This window comes from Idiomarina aminovorans, from assembly GCF_023155095.1.
GTDB lineage: Bacteria > Pseudomonadota > Gammaproteobacteria > Enterobacterales > Alteromonadaceae > Idiomarina > Idiomarina aminovorans.
This window is the reverse complement of record NZ_JAKNDA010000005.1, coordinates 84,672-99,015: the sequence shown is the minus strand read 5'-3', so window position 1 is coordinate 99,015 and position 14,344 is coordinate 84,672. Positions and strand designations below refer to the sequence as shown.

Sequence of the window (14,344 nt, the reverse complement as noted above, 5' to 3'; positions counted from 1 at the left end):
GACTGTTTCAGCCTTCCAGTAACCAGCGCTCAGCAGATTCCACATAACGCGGTTTTCCGACTAACAAAACCACGTCTTGTGATTGCAGTTCGATATCCTTATCAGGCTCCGGAAACTCTTCATCATCACGCCGCAAGGCTTTCAGCTGAACCTGATGCTTGTCCCAATCCAGTTCATCAATACGCTTGCCATTAGCCCACGCGCCTTCGGGTAACGTTAGCGCCCGCAAAAATTCCAGCTTATCGGACAGTTCTGGAGCCATATCGGTTTCAGAGCCCTGGAAGAAACCATGCATTTCGCCGTAATGGTTACGCCGCTCTTTATCCATCCTTGCCAGAATGCGGCGTATAGGAATTCCGCTTCGGTTTAACACATGGGAAATCAGCATTAAACTGGCTTCGAGTGTATCCGGTACCACTTGAGAGGCACCGGCTTCCTGTAACTGATTCAGTTTTTTATCATCCTTACTGCGTACAATAATGTAAGCATCCGGGTTCAGCTGACGCAGCTGTTTTAATACCTCAATCGCGCGTAAGTTATCGGCAAAGCTGATAATAATCAGATCAACTTTTTCGGCGCCTACGGCCCGCAAAATATCTTTCCGGGCACTGTCTCCGAAATAAACCCGAGCACCACCCGCAACAGCTTCCTGCACCCGCATTGGATCATTGTCTACAGCAATATGGGTAATTCCTTCAGCGCCAAGAAAGCGGCTCACGGTCTGACCCACCCGACCAAAACCACAAATCAACACCTGATTTTCAAGCCCTGCGCTGCCTGTTGTGCGTTGTTGCTCAATATCAATTAAGGGATCGGGATGACGCACCAGCACATTAACCAGAGGTTTAAGGCGATGGATTATTATGGGTGTTATTGCCATACTGAGCACGCCAATACCTATCATGCTGGTGACAATTTCTTTGCTTAATAAACCATGACTGCTGGCTAACGCCACAATGACAAAACCAAATTCCCCCATTTGAAACAACGAAATACCGCTGCCCCAGGCATCCTCATCTCGCTCGCCCATCAAGCGGGCTACCGAACTTATTAAGACAATTTTTATGACCGCCATGATAACCAGTGCTAATAGTATCCAGTGAAAATTCTGAATAAACCCCGCAAGCTGAAGCTGCATTCCAATGGTGGTAAAAAACAGCCCCATCAAAACATCGCGAAACGGACGAATATCGGCCTCTAACTGATGTTTGTACTGGCTTTCGCCCAGCATCATTCCGGCCAGAAAGGCGCCCAGTGCCATGGAAAGTCCAAAAATCTGCGTCATGCCACCGGCAACAAGAGCAACCAGTAATGTTGCGAGCACAAACAGCTCGTCAGTTCGCTGCTTGGCAATCTCTTTAAACAGATAAGGTAATATCCATTTACCAACGGCCATCAGCACAGCGATAACCGCCACACCTTTAGCTAAAGCAAGCAGTAAAGTGTAACCAATATTACCGTCATCTGATGCCAGCAATGGAATGATAATCAGTAAGGGGACAACCGCGATATCCTGAAATAATAAGATAGCAACTGTCATCTGGCCGCGCCGGCTCGACGTTTGTGCGCTTTCTTTCAGCTGTTTGATAACAACCGCGGTAGATGACAGTGCCAATGCCCCTGCTATGGCTAATGAAGCAGCCCATTCTTCCAGCCACATAAAACCTATTAGCAAAAATATTAACAATGAACCGAGCACCTGGGCTGCCCCGAGCCCAAACACCCAACGTCGCATCGCAATCATCTTCGGCAGCGAGAACTCTAATCCGAGCGAAAACAAAAGCAGAACAATTCCCAGCTCTGCAACTAAGTGATAATCATCAGGATCGTCTATCCAACCCATAACATCAGGCCCGGCAACAATTCCCGCAACTAAGTAAGCCAAAATTGCCGGCAATTTAATTCTTCGGAACAGCCAGACGAGGATAACGGCAACCGCTAATAAAAGCAGAAGGCTGGAAAAAGTACCATTCATGCAGGAGCTCCCGGGTCGTTTTGTTTTTATCGTGTCAAAATAATAACACTCTTTTGTTTCAGAAAAACTAGATCATATAAAACTTTGTAAAATATAGACTTTTTATTTTTGGCTTGAATTTTGCAAAGTAACTTTTAATTATTAAATTCAGGCACAAAGGTTTGTTATGTTAAACAGAGCAGTCGCAAATTCTGAGAGTAAAACAACTGAGGGCAAAACTCAGGCGATTATCAGTCAATTGACATCCTCCACTGATCTGCAAAGCAAATCGACTCCGTTGAGCGAACGCTTACAGACATCGCTAGACCTGAATCAAGTACTTTCCATTTATACAGAGTACATGCTGCAACGTCTGCCCGTCAGAGCATTACAATTTATCTCCGAAGACCAAATTATCAATTTAGTCGGTGACTTTGAAAGTCGTGCCAGCGAATTTTCCGTCATGCTTTACGCAGATAAGGAGTACCTGGGTCAGATGGTTTATCAATTCAAACGTCCGCCCTCACAGGTTAACAAGGTTCGTCTGGAGCAAATGCATCGCCAGTTGACTTTTCCTTTGCGAAACGCAATCCAGTTTTCGCGTTTAAGAACAGTGGCGGTCAGGGATCACTTAACCGGTTTGGGCAACAGAGCCTTACTTGATGAAACATTAGAGCATCTTAGTGCACGTTTAAAGCGCGACAACAGGCAGTCTCATATTATTATGTTGTTGGATATGGATGGCTTCAAAACGGTCAATGATCGTCATGGTCACCAGCAGGGTGACGAAGTACTCAAACAGTTTGCACGTTTACTACAGCAAGAGTTACGCGAAACCGACCGAATATTCCGTTATGGTGGTGATGAGTTTGTGCTGATACTGGAGAACACTCATCCTCAGCAAGCTGAAAACGTTTTTGCACGCATTCGTTACGCGCTCAGTAATGATATTAATCTTGCTACCTTTAATCTTGGTGTCAGCGCCGGCAGTCTGGTCATGGAAAGTTTTCACAGTCCTCAAGATGTTATTGATGGCGCAGACCGACGCCTCTATGCCGCTAAGGTAGCCGGTAAAGACCAACACTTGAGCTAACCCAGACCGGTTCTGGTAAATCAATAGTGTCGATAACCTGGTAACTAAACCAACCAAATTTAGCAACCCAAAGGTATTGGTCATTTAGCTCAAGGGTCGGATATCGTTGCCTCAACCAAGGAGGCACTCCCGCTTGCTTTAGCCAGTCTCTGAGCTTTTTCCGCCCCTGCCGTCCGGGCTTCCCCAATTTTGCTGTTGACGGTGAAAAAGTCAGCTTGAGTTGATTATTACCCATTATTAAATCCGGTGGAATACTGAGCTTACCCCAGGCACCTAAGTCAACCTCGGTATCATCAATCCAGCAGTCTTCCGGCAACGCCCCCGGGTTCGCATCACACCATAATGCGAATTGGAAATAACGCACGCTGTACCCATCGCATTGAATCTGTAATTGACTCTCATTACTTGCCGACCTGGCCTGCAATCGGATTTGCTCTAATTGTTCATAACTGGGTAATGAACGATTCAGTGTCTGCAACCAGGTTCGCAGCAAAGCTCTCTGCATTGCAACAGACTGCTGCTCTAATAGGCAAAGCGGGAAATGATTATTGTGTGTCTGCTCTTTGCGTAACCGTTGCTGCAACAGCTCGTCCATAACCTGCTGTTGCTCGGCACAGAGCTTTGCGGCCCTTAAAACGCTCTGACCGAATTGCGGCCAGCGCGCCTCTATAAGTGGAACCACATTATGACGCAGAAAATTTCGTTCAATACGAGTATCATAGTTGGTATCGTCTTCAATCCAGGTCAAATCCTGTTGCTGCGCGTAATCAAGAATATCCTCTTTACTCACACTGAGTAACGGTCTGCATAATCGGCGGTTTCCTTTCCATGGATGAATAGGGGCCATAGACGATAACCCTTTCGGGCCACTACCCCGCTTTAACTGCAGCAAAAATGTTTCAATCTGGTCGTTCCTGTGTTGGCCCAGTAACAACACCGCGTCATTTTCCGTTAACTCAGCCATTCGCTGATAGCGCCCCTCACGCCCGGCGGCTTCTTTGCTTTGCCGACTTGAGACAGGCACATCCAGTGGCTCAAAAATGGTTTCAATACCATAAGCTTTAGCAGCTTGCTCAATCGTCAATGACCAGTCAGCCGAACTTGGGTGAAAACTGTGATCTAAATGAATGGCTAAATACTGATACTGAGGATGTTGCTGACGATAGCGCATCAGCAAATCAAGGATAGTTTGCGAGTCGGCCCCGCCTCCGAGCGCAGCAACTAATTGCTGCCCCGGTTGTAAAGCGAGGGGCTCTAGGCTTTGACAAAACAGGTCGTAAAGACCATCAACCGTCATTGGAAATTAACAGTAACCGAGAGACATCAGCTTACGGTAGCGCTGGTCCAGTAATTCATCGTGACTCAAGCCCTGTAGGCTTCCCAAGTCAGTAATCAACTGACGCTTAAGACGTACCGCCATTTCTTCCTGCTGGCGGTGTGCTCCGCCCAGAGGCTCAGGTATCACAGAGTCAACCAGCCCCAACTCTTTACTCCGATCTGCAGTTACGCCCATTGCTTCCGCCGCTAATGGTGCTTTACTGGCGCTCTTCCACAAAATAGAGGCACAACCCTCAGGAGAAATAACCGAGTATGTGCTGTATTGCAGCATGTTAACACGATCGCCCACCCCTATTGCTAAAGCGCCGCCGGAGCCACCTTCACCGATGACAGTACAGATAATAGGAACGGTTAGACGTGCCATAACTTTTAAGTTATGCGCAATGGCTTCACTTTGCCCGCGTTCCTCCGCACCAATCCCCGGATAAGCCCCGGGGGTATCAATGAAGGTCACAATGGGCATATTAAAGCGTTCAGCCGTTTGCATAAGACGCAACGCCTTACGGTAACCTTCAGGCTTCGGCATACCAAAGTTACGACGGATTTTTTCTTTAGTTTCACGCCCTTTTTGCTGACCAATAACCATAACCGGGTTACCGTCTAAACGCGCAATACCGCCAACAATAGCTTTGTCATTAGCGAAAGAGCGATCCCCGGCCATTTCGTCAAATTCGGTAAATATCATGCGAATATAGTCAAGCGTGTAGGGCCGCAACGGGTGGCGTGCCAGTTGTGCGACTTGCCACGCACCTAAATCAGAAAAGATTTTTTCTGTCAGTTCCTGACTCTTAGTGGTCAATCGCTGGACTTCCTCCTCCAGGTTAAGATCCAGTTGTCCGCGATTACCGACAGATTTCAGCTCTTCGATTTGCGCTTCAAGTTCCGCAATAGGTTGTTCAAAATCCAGAAAATTAAGGCTCATTCGCTGTCATTTCCTTTAAAATTCAAGTGAAACTTGCTGAATTCCCAGCAAGTTCTGTAATTCGTATATTAACTCATCAGACGGACTCACATACCATTGTGGGCCAACATTCAAAGTGGCCTCAACACGTTCCGACTGATATCGCACTTTTATCGGACAAGTCCCTTTAGCAAAGGGCTGTAATAGCTTTTCCAATTTTCCGGCCAGGCCGTTAGCAAGTTGTTCATCTGTTACTGTAATTGCTAAATGCCGGAGATAAGTTTCCCGCGCCTGTTCAATTGCCATCACTTCTCTGGCAGTCATTGTATTGCTATTACTGAAGTTATCAAATCTGACCTCACCTTTTATCCACAAAATTCGGTCTTTTTCGAGCAATTCTTGATAACTTTCGTATTCATTGCTGAACAATCGTACATCCATGCGCGCCGTTTTGTCATCTAAAGTAACAATAGCAAAACGTTGCCCACGCTTATTGGCCAGCACCCGTATATCAATGACCAGCCCCGCAATAGCGATACTTTCATCTTTGCGGGTTGGGGTGACATTCGACAAGGTGCTATTAATGTAATGCTTCAACTCTTTGCGAAAACGATTAATTGGATGTCCGGTTAAATACAGCCCTAAGGTATCGCGTTCACCCTCTAACCAAACCGCTTCCGACCACTTCCGCACGCTGACAAACTCTTGCTCAACGGCTTCTGGCTCTGTCGTCAGCACCCCGAACATATCTGACTGACCAATTTTTTCAGCGTTTAAATGTTGCTCTGCCTGGCGAATCGCTTTTTCTAGCGTAGCCATCAGTGCCGCACGGTGCGGTCCCAGGTTATCCATTGCACCGGCACGAATTAGCCGCTGGAGAATACGTTTGTTCATCCGCTTTAAATCGACCCGGCAGCAAAAATCAAATAAGTCGCGAAATGCACCACCTTCTTCCCGCGCTTTTATTATGGATTCAATGGGGCCTTCGCCTACGCCTTTAATAGCGCCAATGCCGTAAACCACTCGCTGCTGTTCATCCACAATAAACTTGTATTCGCCTTTATTGACGTCCGGCGGCAGTAAGTCCAGTCCCATGCGGTCGCACTCATCCGCCAGAGTAACAATCTTATCGGTGTTATCCATATCCGCAGACATTACCGCAGCCATGAATTCCGCAGGATAATGTGTTTTCATCCACAAGGTTTGATAGGACACTAACGCATAAGCGGCAGAGTGTGACTTATTGAAGCCATAACCCGCAAACTTCTCAACCAAATCGAAGATTTTCGTCGCCAGTTCAGGATCAATGTTATTTTGAGCGGCACCTTCACGGAAAATTTCACGCTGCTTCGCCATTTCTTCAAGCTTTTTCTTACCCATTGCACGGCGTAATAAGTCGGCTCCACCCAGCGTATAGCCCGCTAACACCTGAGCAATTTGCATGACCTGCTCTTGATACAGAATAACGCCGTAAGTCGGTTCCAGTATGGGTTTCAAACTGTCGTGCTGATACTCCACGTCAGGATAAGAAATTTCTTCCCGACCATGTTTTCGATCAATAAAGTTATCAACCATGCCCGATTGCAAAGGTCCGGGGCGGAATAAGGCAACCAATGCAATGATATCCTCAAACGAGTCGGGTAAGAGCTTTTTAATCAGCTCTTTCATACCACGGGATTCGAGCTGAAAAACCGCGGTTGTTTCGGCTTTTTTCAGTAACCGAAAACACTTGGGGTCGGTTAAATCAATTGAGGTGATATCAATCGGATCTTTACCACTTTGGGCATGGCGACGATTTACCATATCCACAGCCCATTGAATGATGGTTAAAGTTCGTAATCCCAGAAAGTCAAACTTCACCAAGCCCGCTGATTCAACATCGTCTTTATCAAATTGAGTAACAGGATTGTGACCTTCGTCATCGCAATACAAAGGCGCAAAGTCGGTAATTTTGGTTGGAGAAATAACGACCCCACCGGCGTGTTTACCGGCATTACGAGTCGCGCCTTCCAAAATTCTGGCCATATCAATAATGGCCTTAACTTCTTCATCTTCTTCGTACGCGGCGCCCAGTTGAGGTTCTACTTCAAAAGCTTTCGCCAGGGTCATACCAGGGTCGCCCGGCACTAATTTTGAGATTCTGTCGACAAAACCGTAAGGGTGACCCAATACCCGGCCTACATCCCGGATTGCGGCTTTAGCCGCCATGGTGCCGAACGTAATAATCTGCGAGACCGCTTCACGACCATAAAGGTCCGCAACGTGATCAATAACTTCATCGCGGCGATCCATGCAAAAATCGACATCAAAGTCAGGCATCGAAACCCGTTCCGGGTTCAGGAATCGTTCGAACAGCAAGTCAAACTCAAGCGGATCAAGATCGGTAATTTTAAGGGCATAGGCCACCAGCGAGCCTGCACCAGAGCCCCGCCCCGGGCCTACCGGAATGCCGTTATCTTTACTCCACTGAATAAACTCCATAACGATAAGGAAGTATCCGGGAAAGCCCATGTCGTTAATAACGCCCAATTCTCGTTTGAGTCGCTTATCGTACTCCGATCGTTTCTGCTGTCGCTCCTGCGCATCAGCAAACAAAAACTCTAAACGTTCTTCCAGCCCTTCCTCCGAAGCTTTAATTAAAAACTCTTCGGTGGTTAAATCTCCCGTTGGGAACTTGGGTAGAAAATATTCGCCCAGGCGCACAGTGACGTTACAGCGTTTAGCTATCTCAACGGTGTTCTCAATTGCTTCAGGAATATCAGAGAACAGCTCAATCATCTCTTCGCTGGAACGCAAATACTGTTGTGGAGAGTATTTTTTAGGCCGACGTTTGTCTTCTAACTGATACCCGTCGTGAATAGCGACCCGAATTTCATGTGCGTCAAAGTTTTCTTCTTTAAGAAAAACCACTTCGTTGGTCGCTACAACCGGCAACTCTGTTTTCCCTGCAAGAGCGACTGCTTTATGCAGGTACTCTTCTTCCTGGGGGCGTCCGGTGCGGACCAGCTCAAGGTAATATCGATTCGGAAAATACTGTTGATAGAAATCCAGCGCCGCATCAAGTTGGTCGTTATGGTCTCTGATTAACGCTTGTCCGACATCACCCTGTCGGCTCCCGGAGAGCAGAATAATGCCCTGGTTATGCTCTTTCAGCCAATCTTTATCGATGACCGGCTTGCCTTTGATATTACCGCGTAAATAAGCCTTAGAGATAAGCTGGGTGATTTGCTGATAGCCGTCGTTATCCATGGCCAGCGCGGTTAATCGAAAAAGCTCTGCTTCAGGATAGTCCGCCTGCACCCAAAAATCGCAGCCAATTAAAGGTTTGAGCCCTAACTTATGAGCGGCGCCGTAATAACGAACCAGACCACAAAAGTTCATTTGATCGGTAATGGCTAATGCAGGCATGCCGGCATCAGCCACCGCCTCACAAATAGGCCCAACTTTCGCGAGGCCATCTATCATGGAAAAGTCACTATGAATTCTTAGGTGGACAAAATTTGGTGGAGTCATTTTACGAATACAGTCTGGCTTTTTTCGTTATCATTTTATGGCCTTTATTGTGCCTTATGCGGCTTCTGAAGTATATCGTCAGTGTAACTTCAACCGCGGTTTTACCACCTGATTAAGTCTGTCGACCATCAATAACAGCAACATTTTCCACCCGCCATGTAAGGCATCTTTGATGCATACGATATAAACTGGCGTACGCCCAGCGTGTCAAAGTACCTTGCAATGACATTAATAAGCTCTTGCTTTGCATCAAATTACCCACCGCAGAAAACCGGCTCAATGAGACTAACGAGCCCCTGTCCTTATACTTACACGCGTTTGCTGGCTTACCCCGGTATTCACGTACAATATTCTGATACAAACATTCTGCCATTTGGTGCGCTGACTCGGTTCTGGGTGGTACCCAACGCTCGTCATCAATGCGACAGCCAGCGCAGTCACCAATGGCATAAATGCTCTTGTCAGACACCGACTGTAGATATTCGTTAACAATAACCTGATTGTTTTTCTGAAGCTCAAGCCCCCACTCTTTAACAAAGTCAGGAGCACGAACGCCGGCTGCCCAGACCATAAACAGAAAGCAACGAAACCGAGTGAATGAGTTCTGCTGCCAGTTCAACGCCGGTAGCACCGCCGCCAACAATAACAATCTGTTTTTGCATTTGTGCTTCACTTATCAAGCAGATAATAAAAAAGCCACTGACGATAATAACGCCAGTGGCTTTATATAACGACTGTTCAGTCGTAATTATTTCAGCACAATTTAATCAATGCTTGGATCGGTAAGGCCTCGACGTTCCAGCAGAGCTTCAACGGTCGGCTCCTGACCGCGCCAGTCAATGTATTGCTGCATTGGGTCTTTACTGCTGCCTTTTGACAGAATTTCCTTGCGGAAAGCCTGACCATTTTCAAGGCTCAAACCACCGTTGTTACCCATGTATTTGAACGCATCGGCTGCAAGAACTTCACTCCACATATAAGCGTAATAACCCGCAGAGTAGCCACCGGCAAATACGTGCGCAAAGTAGGTTGAACGATAACGTGGTGGTACCGCTTCAACGGCAACCCCATTTTTCTCCAGCGCATCTTGCTCAAAGACCTGAACATCTTTGATTTCAGTTCCTGGTTCTACCGTGTGATATTCAAGATCTAATAATGCGGCAGAGAGATACTCTAAAGTATCAAAGCCTTGGTTAAAGTTACGTGCATCCAGTACTTTCTGCAGAAGCTCATCCGGGATCTGTTCTCCGGTTTCGTAATGCTTGGCGTATTTTGCGATAACTTTTTTGTTCAGTGTCCAGTCTTCCTGAAAGGTTGATGGAAATTCAACGTAATCGCGTGGTACCGAAGTGCCCGCCTGAGACGGGTATTTCACGTCAGAAAACATGCCATGCAACGCGTGTCCCATTTCATGGAACATGGTAGAGACTTCACCAAAGCTTAGCAGAGTCGGTTCGCCTTCTGGTGCTTTGCTGATGTTCATGTTGTTTACAATAACCGGCTTCTGATTCATCAGTTCAGATTGCGTACGGAATGAGCTCATCCAGGCACCGCCACGCTTACTATCACGGGTAAAGTAGTCGGCATAGAACAAACCAAGGCTTGAGCCGTCAACGTCTTTCACTTCGTAAACGGCCACTTCATCATGGTAAACCGGAATGTCATTGCGCTCTTCAAAAGTAATGCCAAACAATTGGTTCATTGCGTAGAATACGCCATCTTCCAAGACACGGTTAAACTCGAAGTATTGTTTTACTTCGTCAGCATCAATAGCGTATTTTTCTTCACGCACTTTTTCTGCATAGTAGAACCAGTCCCAGGGTTTCAGTTCAAAATCTTCGCCTTCGGCTTCAATCATGGCCTGAATTTCTTCAGATTCTTTTTCAACGTTACTGACAACCGCCGGAACTAAGTCACGCAGCATAGACTGAGCTGCCTCTGGGGTGCCTGCCATGTTGTCTGCCAGTACATAACCGCCCCAGCTGTCATAGCCAAGCAATTTTGCTTTCTCGGCACGCAATTTGGTTAAGCTCTGAACCATAGGACGGGTATCAGTCTCGGTGTTACCGGTGCCACGATTCGCCGAGGTTTCCCATATTTTTTGACGCAGTTCACGGTTTTCTAGATCAGTCAGAATGGACTGGCGAGTGGTATTGGTAAGCGTAATTGCGTATTTACCTTCCATGTCGCGGCTTTCAGCCGCTTTGGCCAATGACTCAATTTGGCTGTCACTTAAACCGGCTAGCTCTTCTTTATTATCAACAACGATGACATTTTCCTGAGTCAACGCCATCAGGCTTTTCTGGAACTCAGTGGTTAAACTGGACAGTTCTTTGTTAATTTCACGAATCTGCTGTTTTTGCTCTTGGTTCAGTTCTGCACCGGCGCGGACAAAGCCTTTGTAGGTGTCTTCCAATAAGCGCTCAGACTCAGAATCCAGATCGAGAGAATCGCGGTTATCAAATAAACGCTTAACCCGTGCAAACAGATCCGCATTTAGCATGATATTGTCACGGTGAGACGCGATTTTAGGGGCTAACTTACCTTGTAACTCTCGAATTTCATCACTGCTGTTAGAGGATGAAAGATTATAGAAAACGGAACTAACACGTCCCAGAACTTCGCCGGCTTTTTCCATTTCAACAATGGTGTTTTCAAAAGTTGGTTCTGCTGAGTTCGTTGCAATGGCTTCAATTTCAGCCATATGCTCTTCCATGCCGCGCTCAAATGCTGGTTCAAAATGTTTGAACTCAATAGCATCAAAGTTTGGCGCCTGATAAAGCAAAGAACTTGCTTCAAAAAATGGATTTGTTGCTGTTGCTTGCTGATCGCTGTCAGCAGAAGCGGCTTGGTTTTCTGTTGTTGATGAGTTATTTGCATCACTGCAAGCTCCCAACGATACTGCTGCGCCCACAGCTACAGCCAGTAATGTTTTACGCATGGGTATCTCCCGTTGTCTTTGTTTTATCATTGCGATTTTGGTAACAATACTCTAGCCCTGTGAAGGCTCAGGCTCAATAGCTAAACGCTAAAAAGTATGATCTTTGAGATAGAATTTTCAGCAAACGACTATTACGAGGAACGACAAGAAAGATTAAACAGAACAAGCGAATCAGAAATAATTTAGATGAGGAACTGAAGAAGTCATAAAGAATAATGGCGGAGTGGACGGGACTCGAACCCGCGACCTCCGGCGTGACAGGCCGGCATTCTAACCAACTGAACTACCACTCCGCAAAATTCTTTGGGGTGTACTAAATGGCGGAGTGGACGGGACTCGAACCCGCGACCTCCGGCGTGACAGGCCGGCATTCTAACCAACTGAACTACCACTCCGCACTAAGTACAACGTTGAAGTATCTCTCCCTCAACGCGGCGTGCATATTACGAGTGGGGGGCAAATGAGTCAACACTTTTTTTAAAGATTTTAACCGACTGTCTGATTTATATTCAGATCTACGCTTTTTTGACCACAAAGGTCACTTTTTACCACTTTTCTCTGATTTTTCAGATTCAGAATGATCGACATTGACCGGTACTTTCTTTTTGCGAAATTTAAACCACCACAGAGCAAATAAAGCCAAGCCAATTAAAACAATATTTACCACCACAATAATGATCAGGTTCATCATTGCTTGTTTTTGCTTTGCTTCACGCTCTTGCTTAGCTAATTCCCGCTCACGTTCGAGTTCCATCTGTTGCTGTTGTGCCCGTTCAGCTGCCGTGGGTTCAGGAGGCGGCGGCTCCTTCGCAATAAAACTAAAGTCATTAATACGCGCTTCAAATTCTCGGCCACTGACACTGGTTGCAAAAATATCTAAATCGACTAAATGCTTGCCAAAGGCAAGATTGGCAATTTCGACGTTGTGCGGAAAGCTTTCTATTTGACTGACAGTAAACTTACGCACTTCTCCATTAGGAAAACTGGTTTCGCCGTTGATAACCAAACTTTCTGGGTCAATCCAGTTTTCATCAACCCCGATGCTCAGCTGGTGGTTTTCATCCACAGCCTCAGACTGGATGATGTTAAATTCAACCGGTAAAGGCTCAACTTCTACCGGGCCAAACTCAAATACGCGTTGATACAGCGGGGTTGTCATTTCATAAGTCGCTAACCATTCACCGGGCTCAACGTCAAGATTAAAAAAGCCGGTGAATACACCGTCGCCGGCTCGTTCATCATGTCCTCTGCCATTATCCTCAAATTGCGCTACCCGCGAGGGATTAGCCCCAAAGTTATCGAAGTCCGGGTTATTGGTGCTAACAAACAGAACGTCAAGGAGGACCGTTTGACGAAAACGTGCCGTTTCCACCACTTTGTCGCCGTTATAAAGTTTACCTTCAACTTTTAGCTCTTCGTATTGAAATAATGGATTCGGTAAAGGATTAGCTTCAAAACGAATATCAGAGACTATTAAGGCTTTATTTTCTTGATCTATGCGCCCGGCAGCTTGCCAGGGGCCGGGTTGAGGTTTTTTGATGCGGATAATGTCGAAATTTGGATCGGTATACCAGGTAACCTGTTCTTCAGGATAACGGGCATCATACCATTTACTGCCATCCGGCTTTATCAAAACTACGGGCTTACTGCCCGGCTCGCGAAAAAATAACAGCGTAATTTCTTCGACATTTTCGTCAATCCGGAAGCTTTGGCCTTTAATTGGTAGCTTATTCGTCATATCGCCCTCTACCAGGCTCATAGCTCTCTTTTCCGCCTGCTCCTTCGAGTCAGTGTCATCCATAAAGTTTTGCACAGCATAAGCTGCTGAACTACTTACCAAAGCCATTAATAGAGCTATGAGTCTTGCCACAGACAATGTCCACCTTCTTCTTTCACTCGCGCCAGACGTTCTTGATGTAATGCTTCTTCATCGGCTGTTGCACGCAAAACCTTTAATGCCGGAGCGTTAGTCACCTGCTGATGCTCAACCTTTTGCGAGCCATCCTGGTTATTTTTTCCATGACTGGCAAGGTTCAAAGCCGTTTGCCCGCCGGTCATCATTAGATAAACATCCGCTAAAATTTCGGCATCAAGTAAGGCGCCATGCAGTTCGCGTGATGAGTTATCGACGCCAAAGGCACGACACAAAGCGTCCAGGTTATTCTTTTGTCCCGGGCGCATTTCACGGGCGAGTTTCAAGGTATCAAGCACTGAACAAAAGTCATTGGTTAACCCAACCGCAGGTCTTAAACGGCTAAATTCCGCATCCATAAACCCGACATCAAAGGGGGCATTATGAATAACTAACTGTGCCCCTTTAATAAACTCAATGAAATCTTGGGCCACCTGTGCAAACACCGGTTTATCCGTTAAAAAGTCATTGGTTATGCCATGAACCTCAATGGCTTCCTGCTCAACCACTCGCTCAGGATTAATATAAACATGGAAATGGTTGCCGGTTAACTTGCGATTAATAAGCTCTACGCAGCCTATTTCGATAACTCTATGCCCTTTTTCCGGGCCAATTCCGGTAGTTTCTGTATCTAATACGACCTGACGCATGTTTAAATCCTGATATACTGGCTGGAAACAAAGGATATAGTA

Annotated in this window: 10 protein-coding genes and 2 tRNA genes; 1 reads left to right on the top strand and 11 read right to left on the bottom strand. The window is 46.4% G+C overall.

Features of this window, described 5'->3' with window-relative positions; translation table 11 throughout:
• Positions 1-7: 7 nt before the first annotated feature.
• Positions 8-1,975: a monovalent cation:proton antiporter family protein gene (locus tag L8G48_RS10300; protein ID WP_248264521.1), complete on the bottom strand. Its 1,968-nt coding sequence runs from the start codon at positions 1,973-1,975 to the stop codon at positions 8-10.
• 166 nt (positions 1,976-2,141) lie between these two features.
• On the opposite strand from L8G48_RS10300, the gene L8G48_RS10295 reads away from it, so the two are divergent.
• The gene (locus L8G48_RS10295; protein ID WP_248264520.1) at positions 2,142-3,047 is read left to right on the top strand and encodes a GGDEF domain-containing protein; all 906 of its coding nucleotides are present in this window, start codon (positions 2,142-2,144) and stop codon (positions 3,045-3,047) included.
• Here the strand turns inward: L8G48_RS10295 and tilS are convergent.
• The 10 genes from tilS to dnaQ all read right to left on the bottom strand — a co-directional run bounded on the left by tilS (position 3,013) and on the right by dnaQ (position 14,302).
• On the bottom strand, positions 3,013-4,344 hold the full coding sequence (gene tilS, locus L8G48_RS10290) for a tRNA lysidine(34) synthetase TilS (protein WP_248264519.1): 1,332 nt from the start codon (positions 4,342-4,344) through the stop codon (positions 3,013-3,015). The genes L8G48_RS10295 and tilS overlap by 35 nt on opposite strands.
• Before the next feature lie 6 nt (positions 4,345-4,350).
• On the bottom strand, positions 4,351-5,307 hold the full coding sequence (gene accA, locus L8G48_RS10285; RefSeq protein ID WP_248264518.1) for an acetyl-CoA carboxylase carboxyl transferase subunit alpha: 957 nt from the start codon (positions 5,305-5,307) through the stop codon (positions 4,351-4,353).
• A gap of 15 nt (positions 5,308-5,322) precedes the next feature.
• On the bottom strand, positions 5,323-8,799 hold the full coding sequence (gene dnaE, locus L8G48_RS10280) for a DNA polymerase III subunit alpha (RefSeq protein ID WP_248264517.1): 3,477 nt from the start codon (positions 8,797-8,799) through the stop codon (positions 5,323-5,325).
• A gap of 112 nt (positions 8,800-8,911) precedes the next feature.
• Positions 8,912-9,370: an NAD(P)/FAD-dependent oxidoreductase gene (locus tag L8G48_RS10275; protein ID WP_248264516.1), complete on the bottom strand. Its 459-nt coding sequence runs from the start codon at positions 9,368-9,370 to the stop codon at positions 8,912-8,914.
• Entirely contained in the window at positions 9,339-9,461 is a 123-nt protein-coding gene (locus L8G48_RS13485) for a hypothetical protein (RefSeq protein WP_282444833.1), read from the bottom strand. The genes L8G48_RS10275 and L8G48_RS13485 overlap by 32 nt, the downstream gene beginning before the upstream one ends.
• A gap of 101 nt (positions 9,462-9,562) precedes the next feature.
• Positions 9,563-11,740, bottom strand: coding sequence for a M3 family metallopeptidase (locus L8G48_RS10270; RefSeq protein WP_248264515.1), 2,178 nt, complete (start codon positions 11,738-11,740; stop codon positions 9,563-9,565).
• A gap of 216 nt (positions 11,741-11,956) precedes the next feature.
• Positions 11,957-12,033: transfer RNA gene (locus L8G48_RS10265), tRNA-Asp, on the bottom strand.
• A 25-nt stretch (positions 12,034-12,058) separates the two neighbouring features.
• Positions 12,059-12,135, bottom strand: a tRNA-Asp gene (locus L8G48_RS10260).
• A 143-nt stretch (positions 12,136-12,278) separates the two neighbouring features.
• Positions 12,279-13,610, bottom strand: coding sequence for a TIGR03503 family protein (locus L8G48_RS10255; protein ID WP_248264514.1), 1,332 nt, complete (start codon positions 13,608-13,610; stop codon positions 12,279-12,281).
• Positions 13,595-14,302 (bottom strand): DNA polymerase III subunit epsilon, encoded by a 708-nt coding sequence (dnaQ, locus tag L8G48_RS10250; protein WP_248264513.1) that lies wholly within the window; start codon positions 14,300-14,302, stop codon positions 13,595-13,597. The genes L8G48_RS10255 and dnaQ overlap by 16 nt, the downstream gene beginning before the upstream one ends.
• Between the last annotated feature and the right edge of the window lie 42 nt (positions 14,303-14,344).

Bases quoted from the DNA above. Each gene is read 5' to 3' on its own strand.
- L8G48_RS10295 (WP_248264520.1), top strand. From the start codon at position 2,142: ATGTTAAACAGAGCAGTCGCAAATTCTGAGAGTAAAACAACTGAGGGC.
- L8G48_RS10300 (WP_248264521.1), bottom strand. From the start codon at position 1,975: ATGAATGGTACTTTTTCCAGCCTTCTGCTTTTATTAGCGGTTGCCGTT.
- L8G48_RS10270 (WP_248264515.1), bottom strand. From the start codon at position 11,740: ATGCGTAAAACATTACTGGCTGTAGCTGTGGGCGCAGCAGTATCGTTG.
- accA (WP_248264518.1), bottom strand. From the start codon at position 5,307: ATGAGCCTTAATTTTCTGGATTTTGAACAACCTATTGCGGAACTTGAA.
- L8G48_RS13485 (WP_282444833.1), bottom strand. From the start codon at position 9,461: ATGCAAAAACAGATTGTTATTGTTGGCGGCGGTGCTACCGGCGTTGAA.
- dnaE (WP_248264517.1), bottom strand. From the start codon at position 8,799: ATGACTCCACCAAATTTTGTCCACCTAAGAATTCATAGTGACTTTTCC.
- L8G48_RS10275 (WP_248264516.1), bottom strand. From the start codon at position 9,370: ATGGTCTGGGCAGCCGGCGTTCGTGCTCCTGACTTTGTTAAAGAGTGG.
- dnaQ (WP_248264513.1), bottom strand. From the start codon at position 14,302: ATGCGTCAGGTCGTATTAGATACAGAAACTACCGGAATTGGCCCGGAA.
- tilS (WP_248264519.1), bottom strand. From the start codon at position 4,344: ATGACGGTTGATGGTCTTTACGACCTGTTTTGTCAAAGCCTAGAGCCC.